This is a genomic window from Gordonia sp. (in: high G+C Gram-positive bacteria) (genome assembly GCF_052106715.1).
Lineage (GTDB): Bacteria > Actinomycetota > Actinomycetes > Mycobacteriales > Mycobacteriaceae > Gordonia.
The window spans coordinates 69,074-95,323 of sequence record NZ_JBQEDL010000007.1 but is presented as its reverse complement, the minus strand read 5'-3'; the positions used below and the strand labels follow the sequence as shown (position 1 = coordinate 95,323).

General features: G+C 66.0%; 24 protein-coding genes and 1 riboswitch. Of the genes, 12 read left to right on the top strand and 12 right to left on the bottom strand.

The genetic code is table 11. The annotated features are described in order from the left end of the window. Positions 1 to 281: 281 nt before the first annotated feature. Complete coding sequence (locus ACTIMF_RS05560; RefSeq protein ID WP_442349277.1) at positions 282 to 1,283, top strand: glycerophosphodiester phosphodiesterase; 1,002 nt, start codon at positions 282 to 284, stop codon at positions 1,281 to 1,283. Positions 1,284 to 1,401: 118 nt separating this feature from the next. Here the strand turns inward: ACTIMF_RS05560 and ACTIMF_RS05555 are convergent, their stop codons facing one another. Both ACTIMF_RS05555 and ACTIMF_RS05550 read right to left on the bottom strand, forming a co-directional pair. Next, positions 1,402 to 2,670, bottom strand: coding sequence for a thymidine phosphorylase (locus ACTIMF_RS05555; protein ID WP_442349276.1), 1,269 nt, complete (start codon positions 2,668 to 2,670; stop codon positions 1,402 to 1,404). Continuing rightward, on the bottom strand, positions 2,670 to 3,104 hold the full coding sequence (locus ACTIMF_RS05550; RefSeq protein ID WP_442349320.1) for a cytidine deaminase: 435 nt from the start codon (positions 3,102 to 3,104) through the stop codon (positions 2,670 to 2,672). Before ACTIMF_RS05550 ends, ACTIMF_RS05555 begins: the two co-directional genes overlap by 1 nt. A gap of 197 nt (positions 3,105 to 3,301) precedes the next feature. On the opposite strand from ACTIMF_RS05550, the gene sdhC reads away from it, so the two are divergent. The 5 genes from sdhC (at position 3,302) to ACTIMF_RS05525 (ending at position 8,108) form a co-directional block, all read left to right on the top strand. Continuing rightward, on the top strand, positions 3,302 to 3,709 hold the full coding sequence (sdhC, locus tag ACTIMF_RS05545) for a succinate dehydrogenase, cytochrome b556 subunit (protein ID WP_442349275.1): 408 nt from the start codon (positions 3,302 to 3,304) through the stop codon (positions 3,707 to 3,709). Positions 3,710 to 3,724: 15 nt separating this feature from the next. Beyond that, complete coding sequence (locus tag ACTIMF_RS05540; RefSeq protein ID WP_442349274.1) at positions 3,725 to 4,153, top strand: succinate dehydrogenase hydrophobic membrane anchor subunit; 429 nt, start codon at positions 3,725 to 3,727, stop codon at positions 4,151 to 4,153. Between the two features lie 18 nt (positions 4,154 to 4,171). Further along, positions 4,172 to 5,926 (top strand): succinate dehydrogenase flavoprotein subunit, encoded by a 1,755-nt coding sequence (sdhA, locus tag ACTIMF_RS05535; RefSeq protein WP_442349273.1) that lies wholly within the window; start codon positions 4,172 to 4,174, stop codon positions 5,924 to 5,926. Then, the gene (locus ACTIMF_RS05530; protein WP_442349272.1) at positions 5,926 to 6,708 is read left to right on the top strand and encodes a succinate dehydrogenase iron-sulfur subunit; all 783 of its coding nucleotides are present in this window, start codon (positions 5,926 to 5,928) and stop codon (positions 6,706 to 6,708) included. Before sdhA ends, ACTIMF_RS05530 begins: the two co-directional genes overlap by 1 nt. A 143-nt stretch (positions 6,709 to 6,851) precedes the next feature. Next, entirely contained in the window at positions 6,852 to 8,108 is a 1,257-nt protein-coding gene (locus tag ACTIMF_RS05525; protein WP_442349271.1) for a serine hydrolase, read from the top strand. A gap of 3 nt (positions 8,109 to 8,111) precedes the next feature. On the opposite strand, the gene ACTIMF_RS05520 is transcribed toward ACTIMF_RS05525, so the two are convergent. Genes ACTIMF_RS05520 through ACTIMF_RS05505 form a run of 4 tightly spaced genes read right to left on the bottom strand, consistent with a single transcriptional unit; the run spans position 8,112 to position 12,363 of the window. Continuing rightward, positions 8,112 to 9,182, bottom strand: coding sequence for a YhjD/YihY/BrkB family envelope integrity protein (locus ACTIMF_RS05520; protein ID WP_442349270.1), 1,071 nt, complete (start codon positions 9,180 to 9,182; stop codon positions 8,112 to 8,114). 49 nt (positions 9,183 to 9,231) lie between these two features. After that, complete coding sequence (gene trpS / locus ACTIMF_RS05515) at positions 9,232 to 10,257, bottom strand: tryptophan--tRNA ligase (RefSeq protein WP_442349269.1); 1,026 nt, start codon at positions 10,255 to 10,257, stop codon at positions 9,232 to 9,234. Positions 10,258 to 10,300: 43 nt separating this feature from the next. Continuing rightward, complete coding sequence (locus tag ACTIMF_RS05510) at positions 10,301 to 11,146, bottom strand: exodeoxyribonuclease III (RefSeq protein WP_442349268.1); 846 nt, start codon at positions 11,144 to 11,146, stop codon at positions 10,301 to 10,303. Between the two features lie 11 nt (positions 11,147 to 11,157). Further along, positions 11,158 to 12,363: an MFS transporter gene (locus ACTIMF_RS05505; RefSeq protein WP_442349319.1), complete on the bottom strand. Its 1,206-nt coding sequence runs from the start codon at positions 12,361 to 12,363 to the stop codon at positions 11,158 to 11,160. Positions 12,364 to 12,848: 485 nt separating this feature from the next. On the opposite strand from ACTIMF_RS05505, the gene ACTIMF_RS05500 reads away from it, so the two are divergent. The 4 genes from ACTIMF_RS05500 (at position 12,849) to metX (ending at position 17,509) form a co-directional block, all read left to right on the top strand. After that, the gene (locus ACTIMF_RS05500) at positions 12,849 to 14,615 is read left to right on the top strand and encodes a sodium:solute symporter family protein (RefSeq protein ID WP_442349267.1); all 1,767 of its coding nucleotides are present in this window, start codon (positions 12,849 to 12,851) and stop codon (positions 14,613 to 14,615) included. Beyond that, complete coding sequence (locus tag ACTIMF_RS05495; RefSeq protein ID WP_442349266.1) at positions 14,612 to 14,743, top strand: putative transporter small subunit; 132 nt, start codon at positions 14,612 to 14,614, stop codon at positions 14,741 to 14,743. Before ACTIMF_RS05500 ends, ACTIMF_RS05495 begins: the two co-directional genes overlap by 4 nt. Positions 14,744 to 14,844: 101 nt before the next feature. Beyond that, positions 14,845 to 14,965, top strand: a riboswitch (SAM riboswitch). A gap of 65 nt (positions 14,966 to 15,030) precedes the next feature. Then, on the top strand, positions 15,031 to 16,332 hold the full coding sequence (locus tag ACTIMF_RS05490; protein ID WP_442349265.1) for a bifunctional o-acetylhomoserine/o-acetylserine sulfhydrylase: 1,302 nt from the start codon (positions 15,031 to 15,033) through the stop codon (positions 16,330 to 16,332). A 25-nt stretch (positions 16,333 to 16,357) separates the two neighbouring features. Next, on the top strand, positions 16,358 to 17,509 hold the full coding sequence (gene metX, locus ACTIMF_RS05485) for a homoserine O-acetyltransferase MetX (RefSeq protein ID WP_442349264.1): 1,152 nt from the start codon (positions 16,358 to 16,360) through the stop codon (positions 17,507 to 17,509). A 1-nt stretch (position 17,510) separates the two neighbouring features. Here metX and ACTIMF_RS05480 read toward each other — a convergent pair whose 3' ends face one another. The 4 genes from ACTIMF_RS05480 to ACTIMF_RS05465 form a co-directional block, all read right to left on the bottom strand. Next, on the bottom strand, positions 17,511 to 17,885 hold the full coding sequence (locus ACTIMF_RS05480; protein ID WP_442349263.1) for a nuclear transport factor 2 family protein: 375 nt from the start codon (positions 17,883 to 17,885) through the stop codon (positions 17,511 to 17,513). A gap of 110 nt (positions 17,886 to 17,995) precedes the next feature. Further along, positions 17,996 to 18,307 (bottom strand): DUF3017 domain-containing protein, encoded by a 312-nt coding sequence (locus ACTIMF_RS05475; RefSeq protein WP_442349262.1) that lies wholly within the window; start codon positions 18,305 to 18,307, stop codon positions 17,996 to 17,998. Next, on the bottom strand, positions 18,307 to 19,170 hold the full coding sequence (locus ACTIMF_RS05470; RefSeq protein WP_442349261.1) for a bifunctional methylenetetrahydrofolate dehydrogenase/methenyltetrahydrofolate cyclohydrolase: 864 nt from the start codon (positions 19,168 to 19,170) through the stop codon (positions 18,307 to 18,309). The genes ACTIMF_RS05475 and ACTIMF_RS05470 overlap by 1 nt, the downstream gene beginning before the upstream one ends. A gap of 37 nt (positions 19,171 to 19,207) precedes the next feature. Continuing rightward, on the bottom strand, positions 19,208 to 19,366 hold the full coding sequence (locus ACTIMF_RS05465) for a hypothetical protein (RefSeq protein WP_442349260.1): 159 nt from the start codon (positions 19,364 to 19,366) through the stop codon (positions 19,208 to 19,210). Between the two features lie 368 nt (positions 19,367 to 19,734). Between ACTIMF_RS05465 and ACTIMF_RS05460 the strand changes: the two genes are divergently transcribed. Then, positions 19,735 to 20,199 carry a tRNA (cytidine(34)-2'-O)-methyltransferase gene (locus tag ACTIMF_RS05460; protein WP_442349259.1) on the top strand — a complete coding sequence of 155 codons (465 nt, stop codon included), beginning with the start codon at positions 19,735 to 19,737 and terminating at the stop codon, positions 20,197 to 20,199. A gap of 262 nt (positions 20,200 to 20,461) precedes the next feature. Here ACTIMF_RS05460 and ACTIMF_RS05455 read toward each other — a convergent pair whose 3' ends face one another. Continuing rightward, a complete protein-coding gene (locus tag ACTIMF_RS05455) occupies positions 20,462 to 21,526 on the bottom strand; it encodes a citrate/2-methylcitrate synthase (RefSeq protein WP_442349258.1) in 1,065 nt (354 codons plus the stop codon). A gap of 53 nt (positions 21,527 to 21,579) precedes the next feature. Here ACTIMF_RS05455 and ACTIMF_RS05450 point away from each other — a divergent pair, with 53 nt between their 5' ends. After that, positions 21,580 to 22,701 carry a citrate/2-methylcitrate synthase gene (locus tag ACTIMF_RS05450; protein ID WP_442349257.1) on the top strand — a complete coding sequence of 374 codons (1,122 nt, stop codon included), beginning with the start codon at positions 21,580 to 21,582 and terminating at the stop codon, positions 22,699 to 22,701. A gap of 228 nt (positions 22,702 to 22,929) precedes the next feature. Here the strand turns inward: ACTIMF_RS05450 and ACTIMF_RS05445 are convergent, their stop codons facing one another. Further along, positions 22,930 to 26,214, bottom strand: coding sequence for an error-prone DNA polymerase (locus tag ACTIMF_RS05445; RefSeq protein WP_442349256.1), 3,285 nt, complete (start codon positions 26,212 to 26,214; stop codon positions 22,930 to 22,932). Between the last annotated feature and the right edge of the window lie 36 nt (positions 26,215 to 26,250).

Genomic DNA, 26,250 nt, shown 5'->3' with positions numbered 1-26,250 from the left:
CTGTCACGGCAACCCACAGCGCAGCGGGACGAACCGCATGACACGCCAACTCCGCCGGTCGAGCGAAATCGAGACCCCCACACAAGCGATCTCGACTCCGCTCGATCAACGAGGGGGAAGCCCATCTGTCACGGCAACCCACAGCGCAGCGGGACGAACCGCATGACACGCCAACTCCGCTGGTCGAGCGGAGTCGAGACCCCCGTTATGACACCACCCGGTCAACCCAACGCCACGCAGGCGTCGCCGAGAGTTCCACTTCCGTCGTTACCGTCACCGCCATGACATCACGCCTCACCCGCTTCGCCGTTGCCGCTGTGACCGCGGCGATCGCCGCGGGGACCGCCGTCGCCGGCCCCGTCCACGCAGCCCCCTCCGACAACCAGAGCGTCGAACTCCAGGCTCACCGCGGTGGACGCGGCGAACACACCGAGGAGTCGCTGTACGGCTTCGCCCGGTCGCTGGAACTCGGAGTCACCACGCTCGAACTCGACGTCGTGATGACCAAGGACTCGGTGCCGATGGTCTGGCACGACCCGGAGATCCAGGCCGACAAGTGCAGCGACACCCTGCCCGCATTCCCCGGCGACCGCCAGTTCCCGTACGTCGGCAAAGACGTGCACGACCTGACCTACCGGCAGATCCAGACCCTGGTTTGCGATAAGCGCCTGGCCGACTTCCCCGATGCGAAGCCCGTGCTCGGCAACCGCATGGCGACGCTCCCTCAGGTGTTCGGCCTGGCAGCGAAGTACAAGAACAACGCCGTCCGCTTCAACATCGAGACCAAGATCGAAGCCGAGGAGCGCTCCCGCAGCGCGAAGCCCGCCGCCTTCGTGTCGTCGATCCTCCGCGAGGTCCGCAAGGCGCACCTGACGAAACGCGTCGAGATCCAGAGCTTCGACTGGCGCAGCCTCCCGCTGGTGCGCGCACAGGCGCCGACCGTCCCGCTCGTCGCGCTCTACGACGACACCACGTGGAAGCCGAAGTCCAAGTGGCTCGGCCCCGCGAGCTTCGAACGTTCGGGCGGTGACGTGGTCGCCGCCGCGAAGTCCGCGGGCTTCGACATCCTCTCGCCCGCCTTCAAGCTGTCCGACGGCAAGCTCATCGACCGCGCCCACGCTGCAGGCCTACGCGTCATCCCCTGGACGGTGAACGAGAAGTCCGACATGCGCAAGCAGTTGTCGTACGGCGTCGACGGCCTCATCACCGACTACCCGACGCGCCTCCGTTCGGTATTCAAGGCCGAAGGCCTCCCGCTCCCGAAGTCGTACCGGCAGCGCTGATCGAACGGGATCTCGACTCCGCTCGATCAACGGGGTCGAGCCCGATCAACGGGGGAAGCCCGATCAGCGGGGAAGCCCGATCAGCGGGGAAGCTCGATCAACGCAGAAGCGGGCCCGATCAGCGGGTCGCGCGACCGAGCAACCGCGAGCCGGGACGCGGAGCGGAGTCGGCGACGACCGCAGCATCCGACAACCGCGAGACCGCACGATCGAGGCGCGACTCGTCGTCAAACGACAGCGTGAACAGCGGGTCGCCCGACCGGACCTCGTCGCCGACACCCGCGTGCCAGGTGACGCCAGCAGCGTAGGAGACGGACTCGCCGGGACGTGACCGTCCCGCACCGAGCAGCCAGGCCGCCTCCCCGACGGCGAGCGCGTCGAGTCCGGCCAGCCGGCCGGTGGCCTCCGCGAGCACCACATGCGTGTGGCGGGGCGCTGGCAGCGGCGCATCGGGGTCGCCGCCCTGGGCGACGATCATCGCGCGCCACGTGTCCATCGCCTGACCGTTGCGCAGATTCTCGGCCGGGTCGACGTCGCCGAGACCACCGGCGTCGAGCATCTCGCGGGCCAACGCGAGCGTCAGTTCCACCACGTCCGACGGTCCTGCGCCGGCGAGGACCTCTACCGATTCGGCGATCTCGACGGCGTTCCCGGCCGTCCGGCCCAGCGGCGACGACATGTCGGTGAGCAGCGCTCTCGTGTCGACACCCGCGTCCGACCCCAGCTCGACCATGGCGCGCGCCAAGTGCTCGGCGTCGTCGCGGTTCCGCATGAACGCACCCGACCCGACTTTGACGTCGAGGACCAGCGCTCCGGTGCCTTCGGCGATCTTCTTGCTCATGATGCTGGCCGCGATCAGCGGAATCGATGCGACCGTCCCGGTCACGTCACGCAGCGCGTACAGCTTGCGGTCGGCCGGTGCGAGGTCGGTGGTGGCAGCGCACACGACGGCGCCGACCTCCCGCAGCTGCGCCCACATCTCGTCGACGCTCAGGTCGGCGCGCCACCCCGGAATCGACTCGAGTTTGTCGAGCGTCCCGCCGGTGTGCCCGAGGCCGCGGCCCGACAGTTGCGGAACCGCGAGCCCGTACGAGGCGACCAGCGGCGTCAACGGCAGCGTGATCTTGTCGCCCACGCCCCCGGTGGAGTGTTTGTCGACGGTCCGCAGGTCGGAGAGGTCCAGGCGGATGCCGGAGTCGACCATCGCCGTCGTCCAGTCGGCGATCTCCCGTCTACTCATCCCGTTGAGGACGATGGCCATCAACAGCGACGACATCTGTTCGGGTGCGACGTCGCCCGCTGTGTACGCGGCGATGATCTCGCGGATCTGCGTCCTGGACAGTTCGCCGCCGTCGCGCTTAGTCGCGATCACCGCGATCGGATCCATCAGAGACCTCGCACGCGATCGAGGTCGGCCGGTCCGAATGCATCGGGCAGCAACTGTCCGAGCGGTCGCGGCCCGTCTGCGCCGTCGACGAGCAACTCCGGTCCGCCGAACTCCAACAGCACCTGACGGCACCGTCCGCACGGCGTCAACCGGCGTCCGTCCCCGTCGCATACCGAGACGCCGACCAGCCGCTTTCGACGGTCTCCTCCCGAACCTTCAAGAGAACCTTGGGAAACACCGACTGAGACCAAAGCCACTTCCGCACAGAGACCCAGACCATATGAGACATTCTCCACATTGGCTGCGGTGATCAATTCACCTTCTGCAGTGATAGCCGCCGCCCCGACAGGAAAGCGCGAGTAAGGGGCATACGCCCTGTTCATCGCGGTCGCCGCCGCATTCTGGAGAACATCGAACTCGATGTGCGTCACAATTCCCTCTCACCGAAGTGCCGAATACTAAAGGTAAGGCATACCTAACGATTTTTAAGGACCCTCATCACATTGTTCGGGCAATTCACGATAGGCCTCAGCATAGGTTTAAAGTCAGGTGCGATGGGTCCCGCTGCGTCGCCCCGCGACCGCCCCGAGACACCTGCAACTGACAACGACTTTGGAGGCGTAGTTTCGCGATGAGCACCCCCACCGAGGTCGCACCCGCACCGGTGCGCAAACGATCTCTCTATCGAGGTGACCCAGGAATGTGGTCGTGGGTGCTGCACCGCATCACCGGCGTCTCCATCTTCTTCTTCCTCTTCGTGCACGTCCTCGACACGGCCGTCATCTCGGTAAACGAGAACACGTACACCGAGATCATCGAGACCTACAAGACGCCGATTATCGGCCTCATGGAGATCGGCCTGGTCTTCTGCGTGCTCTACCACGCACTGAACGGCCTGCGCGTCATCCTGGTCGACTTCTGGAGCAAGGGCGCCAAGTACCAGCGCCAGATGCTCTGGACGATCCTGAGCGTCTTCGCCATCGTGTTCATCGCTGCTGCGGCTCGCCTGTTGCAGATCCTGATCACCCACGCGTTCTAGGACCGGGAGAAAACAATGACTGAAGTCAAGACACTCGGTACCGAGTACGACCGTCCGGCCAGCCTGGACAACCCCCGCAGCCCGCGCGCCCACAAGGGCGGCAACTTCGAGAAGTACGCGTGGATGTTCATGCGCTTCTCGGGCATCGCCCTGATCATCCTGACCTTCGGCCACATGTTCATCATGCTGATGGTGGACGACGGTGTGCACCGCATCGACGCGGGCTTCGTCGCCGATCGCTGGAAGCAGCCGTTCTGGCAGGTCTGGGACCTCTTCATGCTCTGGCTCGCCGAGATCCACGGCGCCAACGGTGTCCGCACAATCATCGCCGACTACTCACGCAAGGACAGCACCCGCTTCTGGCTCAACGTGCTGCTCGGCCTCTCGATGATCTTGATCCTCGTCATGGGCACCTACGCGATCCTCACCTTCGGCCGCAGCTAAGGAGTTTTGAGAAACACCATGCAGGAACATCGCTATGACGTCGTCATCGTCGGCGCGGGCGGCGCAGGTATGCGCGCGGCCATCGAGGCCGCGCCCCGCGCCCGCACCGCGGTGCTGACCAAGCTCTACCCGACTCGCAGCCACACCGGCGCGGCTCAGGGCGGCATGTGCGCCGCTCTCGCCAACGTCGAAGAGGACAACTGGGAGTGGCACACCTTCGACACGGTCAAGGGCGGCGACTACATCGTCGACCAGGACGCCGCCGAGATCATGGCCAAAGAGGCCATCGACGCGGTGCTCGACCTGGAGAAGATGGGTCTCCCCTTCAACCGCACGCCTGAAGGTCGGATCGACCAGCGGCGTTTCGGCGGTCACACGCGCGACCACGGCAAGGCTCCGGTCCGCCGCGCCTGCTACGCCGCGGACCGTACCGGCCACATGATCCTTCAGACGCTGTACCAGAACTGCGTCAAGCACGACGTCGAGTTCTACAACGAGTTCTACGCACTCGACGTCAACATGACGACCGATGAGAACGGCGAGCCTGTCGCCAACGGCGTCGTCGCCTACGAGTTGGCCACCGGCGAGATCCACGTCTTCCACGCGAAGTCGATCGTGTTCGCCACCGGCGGCTCGGGTCGCATGTACAAGACGACGTCCAACGCGCACACCCTCACCGGTGACGGCATGGGCATCGTCTTCCGCAAGGGCCTGCCGCTCGAAGACATGGAGTTCCACCAGTTCCACCCGACCGGCCTCGCCGGCCTGGGAATCCTGATCTCCGAAGCGGTCCGAGGCGAGGGCGGCATCCTCCGAAACGTCGACGGCGAGCGCTTCATGGAGCGCTACGCCCCCACCATCAAGGACCTCGCGCCACGTGACATCGTCGCCCGCTCGATGGTCCTCGAGGTCCTCGAAGGTCGCGGTGCCGGTCCGAACAAGGACTACGTCTACATCGACGTGCGTCACCTCGGTGAGGACGTCCTCAACGAGAAGCTCCCCGACATCACCGAGTTCGCGCGCACGTACCTGGGCGTCGACCCGGTCACCGAACTCGTTCCGGTGTACCCGACCTGCCACTACGTGATGGGCGGCATTCCGACCAACATCAACGGCCAGGTGCTCAGCAACAACGACCAGGTGGTCCACGGTCTGTTCGCCGCGGGCGAGTGCGCCTGCGTGTCGGTGCACGGCGCGAACCGTCTCGGCACCAACTCGCTGCTCGACATCAACGTGTTCGGACGCCGCGCAGGCATCGCCGCCGCGGAGTACGCGTCGACCGCGTCGTTCACCGAGCTGGAGGAGACGCCGACCGCGATGGTCGACGAATGGCTCGAGGGCCTGCTCTCCGAGCACGGGAACGAGCGAGTCGCCGACATCCGGTCGGAACTGCAGCAGACGATGGACAACAATGCCTCGGTGTTCCGCACCGACGAGACGTTGAACCAGGCACTGTCCGATGTGCGCTCACTCAAGGAGCGGTACAACCACATCCGCGTCCACGACAAGGGCGTACGGTTCAACACCGATCTTCTGGAGGCCGTCGAGCTCGGATTCCTGCTCGAACTGGCCGAGGTGACCGTCGCAGGGGCGATCAACCGTAAGGAGTCGCGCGGCGGTCACGCCCGCGAGGACTTCCCGAAGCGCGACGACGAGAACTTCATGGTGCACACCATGGCGTACAAGAAGGGTATGGGTCTTCTCACGGACATCGAGCTCGACTACAAGCCCGTCGTCCAGACCCGCTACGAGCCGATGGAGCGTAAGTACTGATGACTGCCACTTTGGAGAATCCGGCGACCAGCGAGCCGCCGCTGCCCGCGGTCCCCGACGAGGCGACCATGGTCACGCTGAAGATCTATCGGTTCAACCCGGAGGATCCCGACGCGCAGGGCTTCGAGAGCTTCCGCGTCCCGGCGTTGCCGACGGACCGCCTGCTCAACCTGCTCCTCTACGTGAAGGGCTACTTGGACGGATCGCTGACGTTCCGACGCAGCTGCGCCCACGGCGTGTGCGGCTCGGACGCGATGCGTGTCAACGGCGTCAACCGGCTGGCCTGCAAGCTCCTCATGAAGGACTTCCTGCCGAAGGACACGTCGAAGGAGATCACGATCTCCATCGAGCCGATCAAGGGCCTCCCCGTGGAGAAGGACCTGGTCGTCGACATGGAGCCGTTCTTCGACGCATACCGTGCGATCAAGCCGTTCCTGATCACGTCGGGCAACGAGCCGACCAAGGAGCGTCTGCAGAGCCAGGCCGACCGCGCCCGCTTCGACGACACCACCAAGTGCATCCTCTGTGCATGTTGCACGACGAGCTGCCCGGTGTTCTGGAACGAGGGCTCGTACTTCGGTCCGGCCGCGATCGTGAACGCGCACCGCTTCATCTTCGACAGCCGTGACGAGGCGGCAGCCGAGCGCCTGGACATCCTGAACGACGTCGACGGAGTGTGGCGTTGCCGCACCACGTTCAACTGCACCGACGCATGCCCCCGTGGCATCCAGGTGACGCAGGCGATTCAGGAAGTCAAGCGCGCCCTGATGTTCTCGCGCTGATAACCGCAGACCTTCTCTGCAGCCCAGAGGGAGCCCCGACCGTTTCGGTCGGGGCTCTCTCGTCTCTGCGCCGAGCCACGTGACCGGATGCTGGTCACGCGGCTCGGCGTAACAGACGAAACCGGCGGGTAGCCTCATATGCGATGTCCAGATCACCCACCAGAAGCCTCGCCGTCCTGTCCGCCGCCCTTCTCGCAGCCGTTTCGCTCGCGCTGCCCGGCGCCGTCGCACACGCCGACCCGGGGTTCGTACCCGCACCGCACACGGACACCGCGGGCTGCCCGCACAAGGTGCACACTCCGCCCGCTGTCGACACGTCGGAGGCGGTGCAGCCGGGTAGCACGACACCCACTCCCCTGCCTGTCGCCACCCCCGCCGTCGGCGGTGACGCGCTGGCCGGGTGCGACGTCGTCGCCGATCCCGCCGCCGGGCCACTGCCTGCGAACCTGACGAGTGCTGGCTGGCTGATCGCCGACCTCGACAGCGGCGACGTGATCGCCGCGAAGGATCCGCACGGACGGTATCGTCCCGCGTCGACCATCAAGGTGCTCCTGGCGACGACGGCGCTCGACGAGCTGGACCTCGAGAAGAAGGTCACCGGAACCGTCGAGGACTATCACGCCGAAGGCGACTCCTGCGGCATCGGACCCGGCGGCACGTACACGGTGCGCGACCTTCTGACCGGTCTCGTCATGGTGTCGGGGAACGACTGCGCCAACGCCATCGCCCGGGAACTCGGCGGTCACGATGCGACGCTCGCCACGATGAACGCGAAGGCCGCGGCGCTCGGCGCGAAGGACACGCGTGCTGCCAGTCCATCGGGTCTGGACGCTGCGGGGATGTCGACGTCGCCGTACGACGAGGCACTGATCTTCCGTCACGCGATGAACGACGACACGTTCCGGCAGATGATCTCGCTGCCGACCTACCAGTTCCCCGGCTTCCCACCACTGGCTGACGTACCGGGCGACAAACCGCACCCCGGCTACACGATGGGCACCAGCAATGCGTTGCTGCGCGACGGGTACCCCGGCATGCTCGGCGGGAAGACCGGGTACACCGACGACGCTCTCAAGACGTTCGTCGGCGCCGTCGAACGCGATGGACGGATTCTCCTCGTCGTCCAGATGTACGGGGTCAACCAACTCAATAATCTGTACTCGGACCAAGCGGCCCGCATGCTCGACTACGGATTCGCCGCTCCTGCCGGCACCTCGGTCGGGACGCTCGTCGACCCACACACGCCCGAGCACCATGATGCGCGCGCCGCCGAGCACAACGACGACGCGCACTGGGGTCTGTTGTCAGCGGCCGGGATCGCGATAGTGGTGGTGATCGTCGGATTCGCGGCGTGGGTCGCCGTCCGATTCGGCCGCGACAAGAGCTCGCGCAGCGACTGACCGCTATTTGCCCGCGCGTTTGCGGACCGTCGTCGCCGCCGTCGCGACGGTCGCGACCGCGGCGCCGACTCCGGCCGCCGTCACGATCTCTCGGGCCCGCGGTCCGCCCGATACCTTCTGAATGGGCGCGAAGTAGACCGGTTCCTTCTCTTCGCCGTCGTTCTCGACTTCGTCGACCGTCAGGTACTGCTCGTTGGCGGGGTTCGTCGCATTCCAGGCCGACGCGTACAGGACGATCCGCGATGCGAGGTAGCCGAACACCATCACACCGATGATCGGACCGAACGCGGCACCCGCCGGGCTGCTCATCACCGACTGGAGGTAGAGCGAACCCAACGACTTCAGGATCTCGAACACGATCGCGGTGACGAACGCTCCCGGCATCACGACGCGAATCGGCAACTGCTGCAACGGAAGTTTCGCGAGTACCACGCTGAACAGCAGCCACGTGGCGACGACCGAGATGATGATCGCGGCGATGCGCAGGATCCACTTGCCCCACCATGTGTCCTCGACGCCGACGAGTCCGAGGACCCATTCGCCGACCGGACCGGAGGCGAACACGGTGATCGCGATAGTGCCGACGAACAGCACGCCGAGCACCACGAAGTTGAGGAGGTCGTAGACCTTGCCCATCACGGCGCTGCGCTTCTGACGGCCGCCCCACATCTCGCTCAGCCCCATGCGCACGAGCGCCATCCAGCCCAGACCGGTGAGAGCAGCGCTCAACAGACCGATCACACCGACTGCGCGGCGCGACTCGATCGCCGACGTGATGATGTCGTTGAGTTGAGTGCCGAGCTCACCTGGCACGTTCTCGACCACCGCGTCGGTGATGTCGCTGAGGAGTTCGGGTCGGCTCGCGAGGATGAAGCCGGCGATGGCGAACGACACCATGAGGATCGGCACCATCGACAGGATGCCGATGAAGCTAATCGCCGCAGCATACACGTTGCCGCGGCGCGCGTTGTAGTGATCCTGCATGGCTAGCAGCCTGCGCAACCATGGCCACCGCTCCTTGAGCTGCTCGAACAGTGCCGGCAGTCCGGCGATGAAGGCTTTGATCCGGTTCACGCGGTTCCTCGGGTCGTCGTCTTTCGCGGGCAGTGACTCGCAGGTCGGGTCAGCCCTTCGGCGCGACGAACCCTACCTTGTCGTACACGTCGGCGAGCGTCGTAGCCGCGATCTCTCGAGCGCGAGCGGCACCGTCCGCCATGATCGTGTCCAGGTAGGTCTCGTCGGCGAGGATCTCGTCGACTGCGCCTCGCAACGGCGACACGAAGTCGGTGAGAATCTCGGCCGTCTCAACCTTGAGATCACCGTAACCTCTGCCGTCATAGGATCGGACGATCTCGTCGACAGTGTTGCCGGTCAACGCCGATTGAATCGTCAGCAGGTTCGACACACCCGGTTTGTTCTCGCGATCGAACGCGATCACCCGTTCGTTGTCGGTGACCGCCGATCGAATCTTCTTGGCCGACCGCTTAGGATCGTCGAGGAGGTTGATCACTCCGGCCTCGGTCTCGGCCGACTTGCTCATCTTGGCCGTCGGGTTCTGCAGGTCGTAGATCTTCGCGAACTCTTCGACGATGTGCGCCTTGGGCACCGTGAGTGCGTTACCGAAACGCTTGTTGAAACGCTGCGCGAGGTCACGGGTGAGTTCGAGGTGCTGGCGCTGGTCCTCGCCGACCGGCACCGCCTCCACCTGGAACGCGAGGATGTCCGCTGCCATCAGGATCGGATAGGTGAACAGGCCGACGCCTGCCGCATCCTGCCCGGCCTTGGCCGACTTGTCTTTGAACTGCGTCATCCGACCGGCCTCGCCGAATCCGGTGATGCACGTGAGAACCCAGGTCAGCTGCGCGATCTCGGGGACCTGCGACTGCGCGTAGATCGTCGCCCGTTTCGGGTCGACACCCACGGCGAGGAGCTGCGCGATGCTGCGGCGTGTCCGCTCCCGCAACTGCGCAGGCTCGAACGGCACGGTGATCGCGTGCATGTCGGGGATGAAGTAGAACGCGTCGAAGTCCTCCTGCAACTCGACCCACTGCTTGACCGCACCCAGGTAGTTGCCGAGGTGGAACGAGTCGCTCGTCGGCTGGATGCCGGACAGGACCCGGCGGCGCGGAGTCGGTGCAGGAGAGGTCATGATCTGATTGTTTCAGATCGGCTCAACCGACTTCTCGTCCCGGTCAGGCGAACTCGGCGCTCACCGGCGCGTGGTCGGACCAGCGGCGGTCGTATGCGTCCGCGCGGTCGACCCACGTGCGCTGCAGCCGACCGGCCAGCGCGGGCGTCGTCAGGTGGTAATCGATGCGCCACCCGGAGTCGTTGTCGAATGCCTTGCCGCGCCACGACCACCACGCGTAGGGGCCGTCAACGTCACCGTGATGCTCGCGCGCGACGTCGACCCACCCCGAGGCGAGACGGGCGCCGATCCACTCGCGTTCGTGCGGCAGGAAACCGGAGTTGCGGCGGTTGCCCTTCCAGTTCTTGATGTCGCGTTCGGTGTGGGCGATGTTCCAGTCGCCTGCGACCACGACGTGCCGACCCGATCCGAGCAGCCCGTCGAGGTAGGGCCCGAACTCGTCGAGGAAGCGCACCTTCTCCTCGTACTTCTCGACGTCCTTCGGATCGTCGGTCGGCGTGGCGCCGGACGGGAGGTAGAGGCTCGCCGCGGTGATGGTCTCGCCCGCGAACTCGAAGTCTGTTTCGATGTACCGGCCGAGGTCGTCGAACTCACTGCTGCCGAACCCGATCCGTACGGCGGCAGGCTCACTGCGCGACAGGATGCCGACACCGGCCCGCCCCTTGACGGCCGACTCGGTCATCGCCAGGTGCCAGCCGTCGTCGAGTGCGGGTGCGAGCGCTTTACGGGCGATCGCCTCGGATGCGCGCACTTCTTGCAGCAGCACGACATCCGGCGAGTGCTCACTCAGCCAGGGCAGCATTCCCGGGTTGTTCTCGTTGCGCGTCTTGACGGCGGCGCGGATGCCGTTGACGTTGACGGTCGCGATGGTCAGCGGGGAGGCGGTCACGGTCCCCGACCCTAGTCGGTCACTGTGGAGCCGGCGACGCTGACAGGTTCTGTGCTGCGACGGTTCATTACAATGGCCACTCCGAGGATCGCCGCACCACTCAGAGCGAACAGTGCGCCGACCAGCGAGGGCGCCCGGTAGCCCCAGCCGGCGGAGATGACGAGGCCGCCAGCCGCAGCTCCTATCGCATTCGCGACGTTCAACGCCGAATGATTGAGGGCGGCGGCGATGGTCTGGGCGTCGTGCGCGACGTCCATCAGTCGCGTCTGCAGCCCGGGAAGCGCGATCGATCCCGAGGACCCGACGAGGAAGGCGACGATGATCGCAGGCCAGCCGGTTCCGACGACGAGTGCGAAGAGTCCGAGGGCGAGCGCCGCACCGAGCATGCCGATCACGATTGAGCGTTCGCCGAGCAGGTCGGCGAGCCTTCCGCCGATAATGTTGCCGGACACCATGCCGAGCCCGAACAGCGCGAGCGCGATCGGGACAGTCCAGTCCGCGAGTCCGCCGACTGAGGTCAGCGCGGTGTTCAGATAGGTGTAGAACGCGAAGAAGCCACCGAAGCCGATCATGCCGACGATCAACGTCAGCCAGATCTGCCTGCTCTTGAGGCCGCCCAGTTCGGTCCGCGGGTCCGTCGTCGCCATGTCGTTCAGAGTCGGCATCACCTTCCAGAGTGCGGCGACGGTGACCACTCCGATCACGACGACCATCGCGATGGCGCTGCGCCACCCGAAATGTTGACCAAGCCAGGTCGCCGCGGGCACGCCGAGCACATTGGCTACCGACAGTCCGAGCATCACCTGTCCGACGGCTTGCGCGCGTCGTCCCGGGCCTGCCAGATGTGCGGCAACGAGCGCCGCGACACCGAAGTAGGCGCCGTGCGGAAGGCCTGCGATCACACGCGCGACCATCAACATCCCGTACGACTGCGCCACCAGACTCAGCGCGTTGCCTGCCGTGAACGCGACCATCAGCCAGATCAGCAGCGACCGCCGGGACATCCGAGACGCGGCCACTGCGATGACGGGCGCACCGATCACGACGCCGATCGCATACGCCGAGATGAGGTGTCCGGCTGTCGGCTCGTCGATCCCGAGATCGCCCGCGATGTTCGGCAGCAGCCCCATCGCGACGAACTCGGTGGTGCCGATACCGAATCCACCGAGTGCGAGGACGATCACGATGAGCGCCAGCCGACGTGAAGAATGGCCCAAGTCGCCGGAACGAGTCGGGTTGGCTTGGGCCGTTTCCAGGGTCACAGACGTTTCGCGCACAGTCGCATAACGTAGGCGACGCGTCGACCCATTCCTCGCGGATCGGTGACGTCGACCACCGGCCGCCTCCGCGTCCGAAATGTGAAGTACAACACGTTGCGCACCTGCGCGTGAACCACGGCTTACCTGTGCGTACGCGACTTTCGCGAGCCCGGGCCGCGCCATGTTAACTCGCATGTTCGGCTCAGTTTAGGTACAAGACACTTCTGTCCATGTCACGAAAAGTGACCCCACCCGAGAGAAAGGACAGTCGTGCCGACGGCCCGCAACGTCACCGGCTTCCTCGTCAGGTTTCCCGCCCCCGCTGCACGGTTCGCCACCGCGCCGGGACAGGTGGAGCCGCCGGACGTCTGACACCGGAGTGAATCCCGCAGACCACTAGGTCGCGACGCATCAGCGTCGCGCGACGCGAAAGTGATTCCTCAATGACAGACTCGATAACTCTCTCGGGCCCGGTAGTCCTGCTGCTCTACGTGGCGTTCTTCGGTACCAGCCTCTACATCGCCTGGCGGATCAGCCGCCGCAACGAGAACGCCGACGGCTACATGACCGGCGGCGGCAAGATCGGATTCGGCATCTCGTCCGCGTCGATGACCGCCACCTGGATCTGGGCGTCGTCGATGTACGCCTCCGCGACGTCCGGCTACACCTACGGCATCTCCGGCCCCATCCATTACGGGCTGTGGGGCGCGCTGATGATCCTGCTGATCTACCCGTTCGGCCGCCGCATCCGAAAGGTCGCACCGAACGCCCACACCATCGCCGAGGTGATGTTCGCGCGCAACGGACGGTCCAGCCAGTTGCTGCTCGCCGGGTCGAACATCCTCGGCAGCCTGATCAGCCTGACGTCCAACTTGATCGCGGGCGGCGCGCTCGTCGCCATGCTGTCGCCGTTCTCGTTCACCCAAGGCATCATCGCGATCGGCGGCGGCGTCCTGCTGTACACGCTCTGGTCCGGCTTCCGCGCCTCGGTGCTGACCGACTTCGTACAGGTCGTGTTCATGCTCGGCGCGGTCGTCATCATCATCCCGGTGGTGTTCTTCGCCGCGGGCGGGCCCGATCTGTTCACAACGGGTGCGGGCAACCTGACCGAAGCGCAGGGCAACTTTTTCTCCTCGGACGCTTTCTACAACCAGGGTGCGCCGTACATCGCGGCCGTCCTCGCCTACGCGATCGGCAACCAGACGATCGCGCAGCGTCTGTTCGCGGTTCGTGAAGACCTGATCAAGAAGACGTTCATCACCGCGACCTTCGGGTACGGTTCGGCGATCATCGGCGTCGGCATGCTCGGTGTGCTCGCGCTCTACTCAGGTCTCGAGCCGATGGACGGCGACGTCAACAACCTGATCCCGCAGATGGCCGCCACCTATCTGCCAGCGATCCTGCTGTGCCTGTTCTTCATCATGATCATCGGGTCCCTGGCGTCCACCGCCGACGCCGATATGACGGCTCTCGCGTCGATAGTCATGGCCGACATCTACGGACAGAACATCGCCGGGAAGAAGAAGGCAAACCCCGCGACGATGGTGCTGATCGGCCGCATCACGATGATCGTGGCGACTTGCGCTGCCCTCGTGTTCGCCGGAAGCAACCTGAACATTCTCGATCTACTGGTGTTCGTCGGTGCTCTGTGGGGCGCCCTCGTGTTCCCGGTGATCGCGTCGTTCTACTGGAACCGCGTTACGAACATGTCGTTCAGTGTCGCCGTGGTCGTCGCGCTGCTGTTCTTCCTTCCGGTCCGCTTCTCGTGGATCTCGATGGACGGCGGGGTCGGCATCTTCTTCGACGTCCTGTCGACCATCGGTATCGGTGTCGTACTCGGCCTCATGGCGTTCGGCTTCTTCGGCAAGAAGGCTGCGTTCGTCATCGGCATCGTCTCCATCGCCGCCGCCGCCCCGTTCTCCATCGGGTTCCTGCACCAGTACGCCGTGCTGTCGGGCTCGTTGGTCGCGTACGCGGTGAGCACCATGGTGTGCGCCGCACTGACGATGCTCAACAAGGGCCCGCGCTTCGACTTCGACGTGATCGCGGTCCGCACCGGCAACTTCGACGACCCCGACGACGCAGCCGGGGCCGCCGACATGGACCGACCCAGCGTGGACGAGACCGCAGGCGAGGATCTCGACGCCGAACTTGACCGACTGGAATCGGAGACCTCATCGGTCTCCACGAGCCGAGAGGACGACGAATGAACGCAGTCTGGATGACCATCTATGTTCTGGTGTGGCCGCTCATCACACTGAGCACGCTCACCGTGATCGTCCGCGCCTTCATCAAGGAATGGCGTCAGGCCCGCAAGGAGGGGCGCCCCATCGTCTGATGTGCAGGCCTAGCACAACGCCACGATCGGACGGAAGGGTTTAACCTTCCGACGGTCTGGCCTTCCCGTGTCCGAATATCGGTGAGATATTGTCTCTGACAGGTCATGAGTGTCAGTGCTGAGCCCCGGCTTGCTGACCGGCAACCCTCCAACCGCGGTGGGGTGCTCCGGGTGATGACCTGGCGGCGTCGAGGAACAGCTTCGGGGCCGCAAGCGCGGGTCCGAAGGTCGGACCCTGACCGAGCGGGGCCACGCCCCGCGCCGACCACAGAAAGTGATGACGCCGTATGTCTGACGCCGCGAACTGGAGTTTCGAGACCACGCAGGTACATGCCGGGCAGGTCGTCGACGAGACCACCAACGCTCGTGCTTTGCCGATCTACCAGACCACGTCGTACGTGTTCAACAACACCGATCACGCCGCGAACCTGTTCTCCCTCGCCGAGCCCGGCAACATCTACACGCGCATCATGAACCCGACGCAGGACGCCGTCGAACAGCGTCTGGCCGCCCTCGAGGGTGGCGTCGCCGCTCTCCTCGTGTCGTCCGGTCAGGCCGCCACGACCTACGCAATCCAGAACATCGTCGAGGCGGGTGGCCACGTCGTATCCAGTCCCCGCATCTACGGCGGCACGTTCAACCTCTTCCACTACACGCTGCCAAAGTTTGGCATCGAGGTGTCGTTCGTCGACGACCCCGACGACCTCGAGTCGTGGAAGGCCGCGATCAAGCCGAACACGCGCGCACTGTTCGGCGAAACCGTCGCGAACCCGCACAACCAGATCCTTGACCTGGACGGCCTGTCGAAGGTCGCGCACGACGCAGGCCTCCCGCTCATCGTCGACAACACCGTCGCCACCCCGTACCTGCTGAACCCGCTCAAGCACGGCGCCGACGTCGTCGTGCATTCGGCGACCAAGTACATCGGCGGCCACGGCACCTCCATCGGCGGCGTCCTGATCGACGGCGGCACCTTCGACTGGCGCGTCCAGCGCGACGGCAAGGACCTGTTCCCCGGATTCACCACTCCGGACCCGAGCTACAACGGCGTCGTCTTCGCCGATCTCGGTGCCCCTGCATACGCCCTCAAGGCACGCGTCCAGTTGCTGCGCGACACCGGTTCAGCGATCTCTCCGTTCAACGCGTTCCTGCTGGCGCAGGGCGTCGAGACGTTGAGCCTGCGCGTGGAGCGGCACGTCGCGAACGCGCAGAAGGTCGCGGCGTTCCTGGAAGCACACCCCCAGGTCACGTCGGTGTCGTACGCGGGCCTCGAATCGTCGCCGTACTACAAGCGCGGCCAGGAGCTCCTGCCCAAGGGCCAGGGCGCGGTCATCGGCTTCGAGATCGAGGGTGGTGTCGAAGCGGGCAAGAAGTTCGTGAACGGACTGTCACTGCACAGCCACGTCGCCAACATCGGTGACGTCCGTTCGCTGGTGATCCACCCGGCATCGACCACGCACAGCCAGTTGGCGGGCGACGAGCTGCTCGCTGCGGGCGTCACACCGGGTCTGGTCCGTCTGGCCGTCGGTATCGAAGGAATCGACGACATCCTCGCCGACCTGACCGAAGGCTTCAAGGCCGCCAAGTGATTCGAGCACGCAGAGGGGGCGTCCGGTGTCGGTGAGCGTCGACCCGGCCGCCACGACGTTCGATCCGGACTGGGCTGACCGCCCGGACGGGTCGGACGTCGCCGTGCGCATCGGCGATCTCGCCCTCGACTCGGGGGCCGTTCTCGCCGATGTCACGGTCAGCTTTCAGAAGTGGGGTCGTCCCAACGCTGCGCGCGACAACATCGTGCTCGCGCTGCATGCGCTGACCGGCAACTCCCACGTCACCGGCCCTGCCGACGATCGGTTTTCGATGACCGGTTGGTGGGACGGACTCGTCGGGAGCGGCGCTGCCGTCGACACCGACGAGTGGTGCGTGATCGCGCCGAACTCGATCGGCGGATGCTACGGCTCCACCGGTCCCGGGTCGATCGCACCGGACGGCAGGCCATGGGGGTCACGCTTCCCCACGCTCACCGTCCGTGATCTGGTCCGCTCCGAGCAGATCGCGTTCGACCAGATCGGCATCACCCGATTCGCCGCTGTCGCAGGCGGATCGATGGGCGGCGCACGCGCGTTGGAGTGGATCGTCACCCACCCCGACAGATTCGACGCCGCGCTGATCCTCGCTGTCGGCCCGCACGCGTCGGGCGACCAGATCGGCACCCAGACCACCCAGATCGCCGCCATCAAAGGCGACGCGGACTGGCAGGGCGGCGACTACTACGGCACCGGCCGCGCGCCGATGACCGGGATGGGCGTCGCCCGGCGGATCGCTCACCTCTCGTATCGGAGTGGCCGCGAACTCGATGACCGGTTCGAGAACCGGCCGCAGGGCGAGGAGGATCCGTTGAACGGCGGTCGCTACGCGATCGCCAGCTACCTCGAGTACCAGTCGGAGAAGTTGAAGGCCCGCTTCGACCCGGGCAGTTACGTCGTGTTGTCGGATGTGCTGAACAATCACGACGTCGGGCGCGGTCGCGGCGGGTGGAAGGCCGCACTGAACGGTTGCGCTGTCCCGACTGTCGTCGGCGGTATCGACTCGGACCGTCTGTACCCGATCTACCAGCAACAACAGATTGCCGACGAGCTCGCCGGCACGGTCGGCGAGCTTAGCGTGATCGAGTCCGACGCGGGCCACGACGGCTTCCTGACGGCGAAGGAGCCGATCGGCGAGTTGCTCCGCGAGACGATCGCCTTGGCGCGGTCGCGGCGCTGAATCACATGCCGGGTGAGGCGACCCAGCATTCGACGAGTCGCCCGTCTTCGATGCGCAGGATGTCGTTACCGGACGAGTAGTCCGTCTCCCCCGCTCGCAGGGCTCCGTGGCTGATCCATCGCGCCGCGACGTATCCATCGGCACCGAAGGGTTCCACTTCGAGTGAGTAGGTGAGCTCGGTGTGCGTCGCCTTCACTGCGGCGACGAGCGCCGCAAGCTTGCCCGGTCCGTTCACATCTGTCGTCGGCCAGTGACCGACGAAGTCCTCGTCGACGAACTCCTCAGCGATCTCCGCGAGCTTCGCACGGTCCTTCGGACCGTTCCAGATGTCGTCGAGCCAACGGCGATAGAGGTCCGTCTCGGTGTTTTCGTGCATACTCCACCGTTGCACACTTCTCTTTGCAACCTGCCGCTGGTCGAGCGAAAGCTGCTGGTCGAGCGGAGTCGAGACCCCTCCAACTGCTGGTCGAGCGGAGTCGAGACCGCTCAGGACCCCAGCGAGTCGATCGAAGTCGCAAGCCACAGCACGGATATGCCGAGAACAGCCATGGTCGCGACGTCGAATGGCCGACTCCGAATCTGGAGCAACCCGACGCGGGGCGTCGGAAGCAGCGCCCGGATGGTAGCGGCGACCAGGAGCGCCGCGCCGAACACGACGGCGCCGCGGCGCCACCGGTCCAAGAGGACGAGCAGCGCAGCCACGGCGACCAGCGCGAGCACCACGTAGAACGGGATGTTCACGATATAGCCGTGGATCCGGCGTGCTCGCCGGAGTTCGTCGACGCGGTCGTCTGCCATCAGGAGCTCGCGGCCGCCAGTTGCTGTTCGGCGCGCTCCACGACGTTCGCGAGCAAGAAGGCGCGAGTCAGCGGTCCGACTCCGCCCGGGTTGGGCGAGACGGCTCCGGCGACGTCCCACACCTCGGGTGCGACGTCGCCCTTGAGTCCTTCGTCGGTGCGGGAGACGCCGACGTCGACGACTGCTGCGCCGGGCTTGACCATGTCGGCGGTGACCAGGTGTGCCACGCCGGCCGCCGCGACGACGATGTCTGCGCGGCGGATCTCGGCGGCGAGGTCACGAGTGCCGGTGTGGCACAGGGTGACGGTCGCGTTCTCGCTGCGGCGCGTCAGCAGCAGCCCGATAGGGCGGCCGATCGTCACGCCGCGTCCGATGACGGTCACGTGCGCGCCGTCGAGCGGAATGTCGTAGCGGCGCAGCAGGTGGATGACGCCACGCGGTGTGCACGGGAGCGTCGACTCCTTGCCGAGCACGAGTCGTCCCAGGTTGATCGGGTGAAGACCGTCAGCATCCTTCTCCGGCGCGATCCGTTCGAGGGCTGCGTTCTCGTCGAGGTGCTTCGGGAGCGGCAACTGAACGATGTATCCGGTGCAGCTCGGGTCGGCGTTGAGTTCGTCGATCGTCGCGTCCAGTTGTTCCTGCGTGATGTCTGCGGGCAGGTCCCTGCGGATCGATGCGATGCCGACTTTCGCGCAGTCGGAGTGCTTGCCCTTCACGTAGCTCTGCGAGCCGGGATCCTCTCCGACCAGCACCGTCCCCAGTCCTGGGGTGATGCCTGCCGCGTGGAGAGTGTCCACGCGCGCCTTCAGGTCAGTGAAGATCTCGTCTCGGGTGAGCTTGCCGTCCAGTCGAATCGCCGTCACGGTGTTCTATTGTTCCACGCGTCGGTTGAATGGCCGATCAGGCGGCCACCATCTGCTGCGAACGTGCGACGGCGAGGAACTCCTCGACGGTCACGTAGAAGCCGGTGGCGTCGTCGATCTGGAACCAGACGGTCTGGCGCGGATCGAGATCGGACGGGTCGGTGTTGATCGTGGTGATCATGTTCTTCGTATGCATGTGTATGCCTCCTCGGCATGAGTAGTAGGCAGCAACGCAGCGCGTCACTGCTGGTAAGTCGTGGGTCTTGGGCTCCGAATTCGGCCCGAATCTTCGCTTTCGCGGAGTGTCTTCGCTGTGTCGGCGAAGCATCTTCGCTGTTCGAGCGGGTTATTTCCGCTAGTCGAGCGAAGTCGAGACTTCAATGAGGCTCTCGTTGGTCGCAGCGCTTTGTAACGGCGCGCGATCCCAGACCCAGAGGTCCTCAGGAGATTCGCAGCGGTGCTCGCGGATCGTGAGATGATCGACGCTGTTTGCTGCGGACATATCAGTCTCGCACGAGTGTTCGGTGTGTGTCAAGGGATTCTGACGGGGCATAGACTCTCCCCGTGTTCCGGATCATGTACTACCAGCCCTGCATCCCGCCCAATACAGGTAACGCGATCCGGATCGCCGCCAACACCGGCTGCGAGCTGCACCTGATCGAGCCACTCGGCTTCACGATGACCGACACACAGGTCAAGCGCGCGGGGCTCGACTATCACGAGATGGCGAACGTGACCGTCCACCCGGACCTGCAGACCGCGTGGGACCGGCTTAAGCCCGAGCGGGTGTTCGCCTTCAGCTCGCACGCGACTCGCTTCCACACCGACGTCGAGTATCAGGCAGGCGACGTGCTGCTGTTCGGACCGGAGCCCACCGGACTGCCCGACGACGTTCTCAACGACATGCACATCACCGAGCAGCTGCGGATCCCGATGCTCCCCGACCGCCGCTCGATGAATCTCGCGAACGCGACCAGCGTCGCCCTCTACGAAGCGTGGCGTCAGTACGGTTTCGAGGGAGCGGTCTAGCCCGTACCTTCTCGTCGATCCCTATCTGCTGGTCGATCCCTTTCCTGCTGGTCGAGCCCTTTCCCGCCGGTCGAGCCCTTTCCCGCCGGTCGAGCCCGTTCCTGCCGGTCGAGCCCGTTCCTGCCGGTCGAGCCCGTTCCTGCTGGTCGAGCGGAGTCGAGACCCGGTTCTAACGAGTCGAGACAGTGGCGTCCCCAGACTCTCGCGCCACCGGAGAATGCTGCCGACTCCGGCGGACACAGCGCGGGTCGAGGCGTCCCGGCTACCCGCCGCTGCTCCCCCGCCACCGCAGCGGCGCTTCCCCATACTCCTCGACCGCGTGCGCGGCCATCCCGATCGTCCTGCCGTATTGGAACAGGACTTCACCTGCTCGCGGCCCGACGCCGAGTTCGCGCGCGATCACGGCGCTCGCGAGGTCAATGTTCACCGCTCGGCCTGCGCGGGCAATGATCTGGTCTGCGGCGGCGAGCGCGGCTGAGTCAGGCGCATCGCGGCGGATACGGTCGAACACGATCTGCGCCCGCGGGTCCGGCCCGCGATAGATGACGTGCCCGAACCCCGGCAGTCGGCCCTCGACCACGGCGTCGGCCAGGGCCCGGTCGACGGGAGTCCCGTCGACGACTGCACTGACCAACTCGTACGCGGCAGCGGGCGCCCCGCCATGCAACGGCCCGGACAGCGCCGCATAGCCGGCCAGCAGAGCGTCGAAGACACCTGCGCGCGCCGACGCCGCGACTCGTGCGGCTGTCGTCGACGCGGCGAGTCCGTTGTCGATCAATGTCGTCGCCAACAGGTCCACCCAGGGGTGCGCGAAGTCGATCTCCGGAACGACCGCCGCAAGAACGGGAACCAAGCCGAGGACGCGAGCAGACGCATCCGTGCGGTCCGAGCGGAGCGGATCGTGCGCGGCGATCAACGCGACGGTGAGCGGGATCCGTCGTTCCACGTCAACTGCGGCGGTCCCTGAGTTCTCAACGGTCGGCGCCCCGAGCGGCTCGTCCACGTCGAGCACGAATCGTGCGGCGGCCGCGAATCCCATCTCGGCGCACACGTCCGCGATATCGCGCCCTCGCAGGTACAGCCGACCATCGCGGATCGACGACACCTGTGTGGACACCGCGCGGAAGCGCAGCAATCGGTCCCCCGCGCGGCGACCGTCGTGCTTGGCCACTGCGAGTGAATCGATCTGGGTGCGGTCGAACAACGACTCGGACTGGCCGGGCTGACGTCGGGACTCCAGCACGCCGCGACTCACATACGAGTACAGCGTTCCGCGCTTGACGCCGAGCCTCGCCGCGGCCTCCGACGTGGTGATCCACTGATCCACCGGTTGATTCAATCAACATTGCAGACATTGATCAACAGCGTGATGATCGAGACATGAGCACACCGATCAGCGTTCCGCGCGGCCTGAAGAACGTCATCGTCACCGATACCGAGGTGGGCGACGTCCGAGGCGAGGAGGGCTTCTATCACTACCGTGAGTACGACGCGACCGACCTCGCACGGCGGTCGACCTTCGAGGACGTCTGGCATCTGATGGTGCACGGGACACTGCCCTCGCCGGAGCAGTCGGCGGCGTTCGCCCATCGCGTCGGCGCGCTTCGCCCGATCGACGGTGCGACGGTCGATCTGTTGCGCACGGTGGTCGGGCCGGACGTCGAACCTCTCGCCGCGCTTCGCGTGGCGCTGGCCGCGATAGGTGCGGGCGATCGTCCCCTGTTCGACATGAACGAGGACGAGCGCGTCGATGCGGCTCTGCGAGCAGCCGCGGTCGTTCCCACCGTTCTGGCTGCGGCACATCGGATCTCGCAGGGTCTGGAGGTCCTCGATGCCGATCCTTCCGCAGACCACGTCTCCGACTACCTGCGGATGGCGACGGGGTCGACGGACGCGGAGTCGGCCGACTCCCTGCGCACGTACCTGATCACGACGATCGACCACGGCTTCAACGCGTCGACGTTCGCCGGGCGTGTGGTCGCCTCGACGGGATCGGACATGACCTCGTCGGTCCTCGGTGCTCTCGGCGCGTTCCTCGGCCCGCTGCACGGGGGTGCGCCGAGTCGGGCGCTCGCCGCGTTGGACGAGATCGGCGACCCGTCGAACACGCGCGACTGGGTACGTGGCCGGATCGAACGCGGCGAGATCATCATGGGCTTCGGTCACGCCGTGTACCGAACTCACGATCCTCGTGCGGAACTTCTCAAATCTGTTGTGCGAGAGCGCTACGATTCGCCTCTTGTCCGACAGGCGACAGCCGTCGAAGCCGAGATCGAGTCGGCGATCAACGAACTCAAGCCGGGGCGCAAGCTGTACGCGAACGTCGAGTTCTACGCGGGCGTACTGATGCACGAGGTCGGACTCCCGCCGACGATGTTCACGCCGACGTTCGGCGTCGCACGCGTCGTCGGCTGGACGGCGAACATCCTCGAGCAGGCCGCCGAAGGCAAGATCATCCGACCGATCGCACGGTATGTGGGGCCCGAACCGCGGCGGGTGTGATCTCGACTCCGCTCGATCAGCAGGCTGATCGAGCGGCGCCAGCGTAGGAACGCACAACCGCTGACTACGCCTTCCCCGCTGGTCGAGCCTTCCCCGCTGGTCGAGCCTTCCCCGCTGGTCGAGCGTTTCCCGCTGGTCGATCATTTCCCGCTGGTCGATCGTTTCCCGCTGGTCGATCGTTTCCCGCTGGTCGATCGTTTCCCGCTGGTCGAGCGAAGTCGAGACCCCTCAACACCAGTCCCGTGACCGCGTCCCGACCTTCAGATCCAGCTTGCTCAATCGATCGGCAACGACTGTCACCGCACCTTCGGCGTTCTGCACCTTGCCGCGGATCAGGAGTGCGGACGAGGTCTGGGCGAGCGTCCGATACCGCGACCACAGGCCAACCGAACACACCACGTTGACCATGCCGGTCTCGTCTTCGAGATTCACGAACGTCACCCCGGACGCTGTCGCCGGGCGTTGCCGGTGCGTGACCGCTCCCCCGACCAGCACGCGGGTGCCGTCGGGAACGGCGAGCAGTCCGTCGGCGGGCGTCACTCCCATCGCGTTCAAGCGAGGCCGCAGATATTGGGTCGGGTAAGCGCGCGGTGAGATCCCGGTCGAGATCGCGTCCACCGCAGTCAATTCCACCTCCGACATACCGGGCAGCGTCGGAGCCTCGCGCGGGGAGGCCACCTCGAGTTGATCGTCGCGTAGTCCGGCGGCCGCACCCGCCTCCCACAGCGCGGCGCGACGATCGAGCCCGAAACATTCGAAGGCGCCCGCCGTCGCCAATGACTCCAACTGCGGCAGCGTCAGCTCCGTCCGGCGCGACAGGTCGGCGACCGATGTGAACGGACCAGACTCCCGTGCGTCGACGATGCGCTGTGCGGCGTCGTCCGACAGTCCGCGTACCGCAGCCAGCCCGACCCGCACGTCGAGGCCGCCGTTCTCCAGCCACGCGTACGAGCGCGAGCGGTTCACGTCCGGCCGATGCACCTGAACACCGTGCCGTCGCGCGTCGGCGACGAGGCTCTGCGGCGAGTAGAAGCCCATCGGCTGTGCGCGCAGCAGTGCCGCGCAGAAGACCGCCGGATGGTGCAGCTTGAACCACGACGAATAGAAGACGATCGACGCGAAACTCTGCGAATGACTCTCGGGGAAACCGAAATTGGCGAACGCGGCCATCTTCTCGTAGATGCGGTCGGCCACCGCGCCCTCGATCCCATGTGTCTGATGCATCCCGTCGTAGAAACGTTTGCGCAGTCGTTCCATTCGTTCCGGCGACCGTTTGGAGCCCATCGCGCGCCGCAGTTGGTCCGCTTCGGACGCGTCGAATCCGGCGACGTCCACCGCCACCTGCATCATCTGCTCCTGGAACAGCGGGATGCCGAGCGTCCGGTCGAGCGACTTGTGCATCGACGGATGGTCGACGATCACCGGCTCCTTGCCGTCCCGGCGTCGGATGTACGGGTGCACCGATCCGCCCTGGATCGGCCCCGGTCGGATGAGCGCGACTTCGACGACGAGGTCGTAGAAGTTCCGCGGCTTCAACCGCGGCAGCGTCGCCATCTGCGCGCGCGACTCCACCTGGAAGACGCCGACCGAGTCCGCGCGGCACAGCATGTCGTAGACGGCCTCCTCGGTGAGGTCGAGTTGTGCGAGGTCGACGTCGATCCCCTTGTGCTCGCGGACCAGGTCAATCGCGTAGTGCAGCGCCGACAGCATGCCGAGGCCGAGGAGGTCGAATTTGACGAGGCCGACGGCCGCGCAGTCGTCTTTGTCCCACTGCAGGACGCTGCGTCCCGGCATGCGCGCCCATTCGGTGGGGCACACGTCGGCGATCGGCCGGTCGCAGATCACCATCCCGCCCGAGTGGATGCCGAGATGTCTTGGCATGGAGGAGATCTGCGACGCGAGGTCGCGCACGTCGTCGGGCGCGGAGTCGGGGATCTTGCTCCACGCGTCCTGCTGGCCGGGCGCGTAGCCGAGAGCACGCGCCATGTCGCGGACGGCGGAGCGTCCCCGATAGGTGATGACGTTGGCGACCTGCGCGCTGTGCGAGCGCCCGTGCCGCGAGTACACGTACTGGATCACCTCTTCGCGGCGGTCGGATTCGATGTCGACGTCGATGTCGGGCGGACCGTCGCGCTCGGGCGAGAGGAACCGCTCGAACAACAGGTGGTTGCCGACCGGGTCGACGTTGGTGATGCCGAGCGCGAAACAGACCGCGGAGTTCGCCGAGCTCCCCCGCCCCTGGCACAGGATGTCGTTGTTCTTGCAGAACGAGACGATGTCGTGGACCACGAGGAAGTAGCCGGGAAACGTGAGGGTCTCGATGATCGCGAGCTCGTGGTCGAGCTGCCGATACGCGTCGGGCCGTTCGGCGCGCGTCCCGTAGCGACGCGACGCGCCCTCTTCGGTGAGATGCCGCAGCCAACTCGCCTCGGTGTGCCCGTCAGGAACGTCGAACGGTGGCAGGTTCGGCGCGATCAGGCCGAGGGAGAACGCGCAGTCGGCGGCCAACTGGACGGCGTTGTCGATGGCGTCGAGGTGTGCGGGCAGCAGCCTGGCCATCTCGTCTCCGCTGCGCAGATGCGCGCCGCCGACGCCGGGTAGCCAGCCGTCGATAGTCGTGATGTCGGTGCGTGCGCGGACGGCGGCCACCGCAGTCGCCAGCCGCCGGTTCGACGGCCCGGCGAAGTGGGCTCCCGTCGTCGCGACCGTCGACAGTCCCATCTCCGCGGCCAGACCGGCGAGGATCGCGTTGCGTTCGTCGTCGTCGGAGACACCCGTCGCTGTCAGCTCGACGGCCACGTTCGACGCTCCGAACCTCTCGACGAGGTCGCCGAGCGCATCGCGTGCGCCGACCCGTCCGGCGCGCGCCAGCCCACGACGCACTGAACCTTTGCGGCAGCCGGTGAGGATCTGCCAGTGCCCGCCCGACGCGGCGGCGGTGATCGCGTCGGCGTCGTATCTCAAGAGCCCCTTCTCGCCGCCGGTCATGTGCGCGTCCGCGATGACCCGCGACAGTCGGCGGTAACCTTCGTCGCCGCGCGCCAGAATCAGCAGGTGATCGCCGGGCGGGTCGACGGCCCCGGCACGCGGCGCGTCGCGCTGCAGCGATAACTCGGCGCCGAACACGGTCGGCATGCCGAACTCACGGGCGGCTTCAGCGAAGCGAACGACGCCGTAGAAGCCGTCGTGGTCGGTCAGCGCCAGCGCCGTCAGGCCGAGCCGTTGCGCTTCCTCGACCATCGCCTCGGGCATCGACGCACCGTCGAGAAAGCTGTACGAGCTGTGCGCGTGCAGCTCCGCGTAGGCGACGCTCGACGTCCCGTGCGCGATGTCGGCGGCCACGTACTCGCCGCGCTTGCGCGACCACGCCGGTGAGTCCCCGCCATCGCCGGGAACCGATCCGTTGAACGTGGGCGGAAACGTCTCGCCGCGCCGATCGCCGGCCCCCGGAGCACGCCCCGAGAGCACTCTCTCCATCTCCGACCAGGTCGGCGGCCCGTTACTCCAACCCACCCCACAATTATAGAACGTACGTTCGAGTACTCGAAA

What these genes read in the sequence shown, in the direction of transcription:
- ACTIMF_RS05540 (WP_442349274.1), top strand. Translation starts at nt 3,725, where the DNA reads ATGACTGAAGTCAAGACACTCGGTACCGAGTACGACCGTCCGGCCAGC.
- ACTIMF_RS05525 (WP_442349271.1), top strand. Translation starts at nt 6,852, where the DNA reads ATGTCCAGATCACCCACCAGAAGCCTCGCCGTCCTGTCCGCCGCCCTT.
- sdhC (WP_442349275.1), top strand. Translation starts at nt 3,302, where the DNA reads ATGAGCACCCCCACCGAGGTCGCACCCGCACCGGTGCGCAAACGATCT.
- ACTIMF_RS05450 (WP_442349257.1), top strand. Translation starts at nt 21,580, where the DNA reads ATGAGCACACCGATCAGCGTTCCGCGCGGCCTGAAGAACGTCATCGTC.
- trpS (WP_442349269.1), bottom strand. Translation starts at nt 10,257, where the DNA reads ATGACCTCTCCTGCACCGACTCCGCGCCGCCGGGTCCTGTCCGGCATC.
- ACTIMF_RS05560 (WP_442349277.1), top strand. Translation starts at nt 282, where the DNA reads ATGACATCACGCCTCACCCGCTTCGCCGTTGCCGCTGTGACCGCGGCG.
- sdhA (WP_442349273.1), top strand. Translation starts at nt 4,172, where the DNA reads ATGCAGGAACATCGCTATGACGTCGTCATCGTCGGCGCGGGCGGCGCA.
- ACTIMF_RS05495 (WP_442349266.1), top strand. Translation starts at nt 14,612, where the DNA reads ATGAACGCAGTCTGGATGACCATCTATGTTCTGGTGTGGCCGCTCATC.
- ACTIMF_RS05530 (WP_442349272.1), top strand. Translation starts at nt 5,926, where the DNA reads ATGACTGCCACTTTGGAGAATCCGGCGACCAGCGAGCCGCCGCTGCCC.
- ACTIMF_RS05490 (WP_442349265.1), top strand. Translation starts at nt 15,031, where the DNA reads ATGTCTGACGCCGCGAACTGGAGTTTCGAGACCACGCAGGTACATGCC.
- ACTIMF_RS05475 (WP_442349262.1), bottom strand. Translation starts at nt 18,307, where the DNA reads ATGGCAGACGACCGCGTCGACGAACTCCGGCGAGCACGCCGGATCCAC.
- ACTIMF_RS05465 (WP_442349260.1), bottom strand. Translation starts at nt 19,366, where the DNA reads ATGCATACGAAGAACATGATCACCACGATCAACACCGACCCGTCCGAT.
- ACTIMF_RS05555 (WP_442349276.1), bottom strand. Translation starts at nt 2,670, where the DNA reads ATGGATCCGATCGCGGTGATCGCGACTAAGCGCGACGGCGGCGAACTG.
- ACTIMF_RS05480 (WP_442349263.1), bottom strand. Translation starts at nt 17,885, where the DNA reads ATGCACGAAAACACCGAGACGGACCTCTATCGCCGTTGGCTCGACGAC.
- ACTIMF_RS05500 (WP_442349267.1), top strand. Translation starts at nt 12,849, where the DNA reads ATGACAGACTCGATAACTCTCTCGGGCCCGGTAGTCCTGCTGCTCTAC.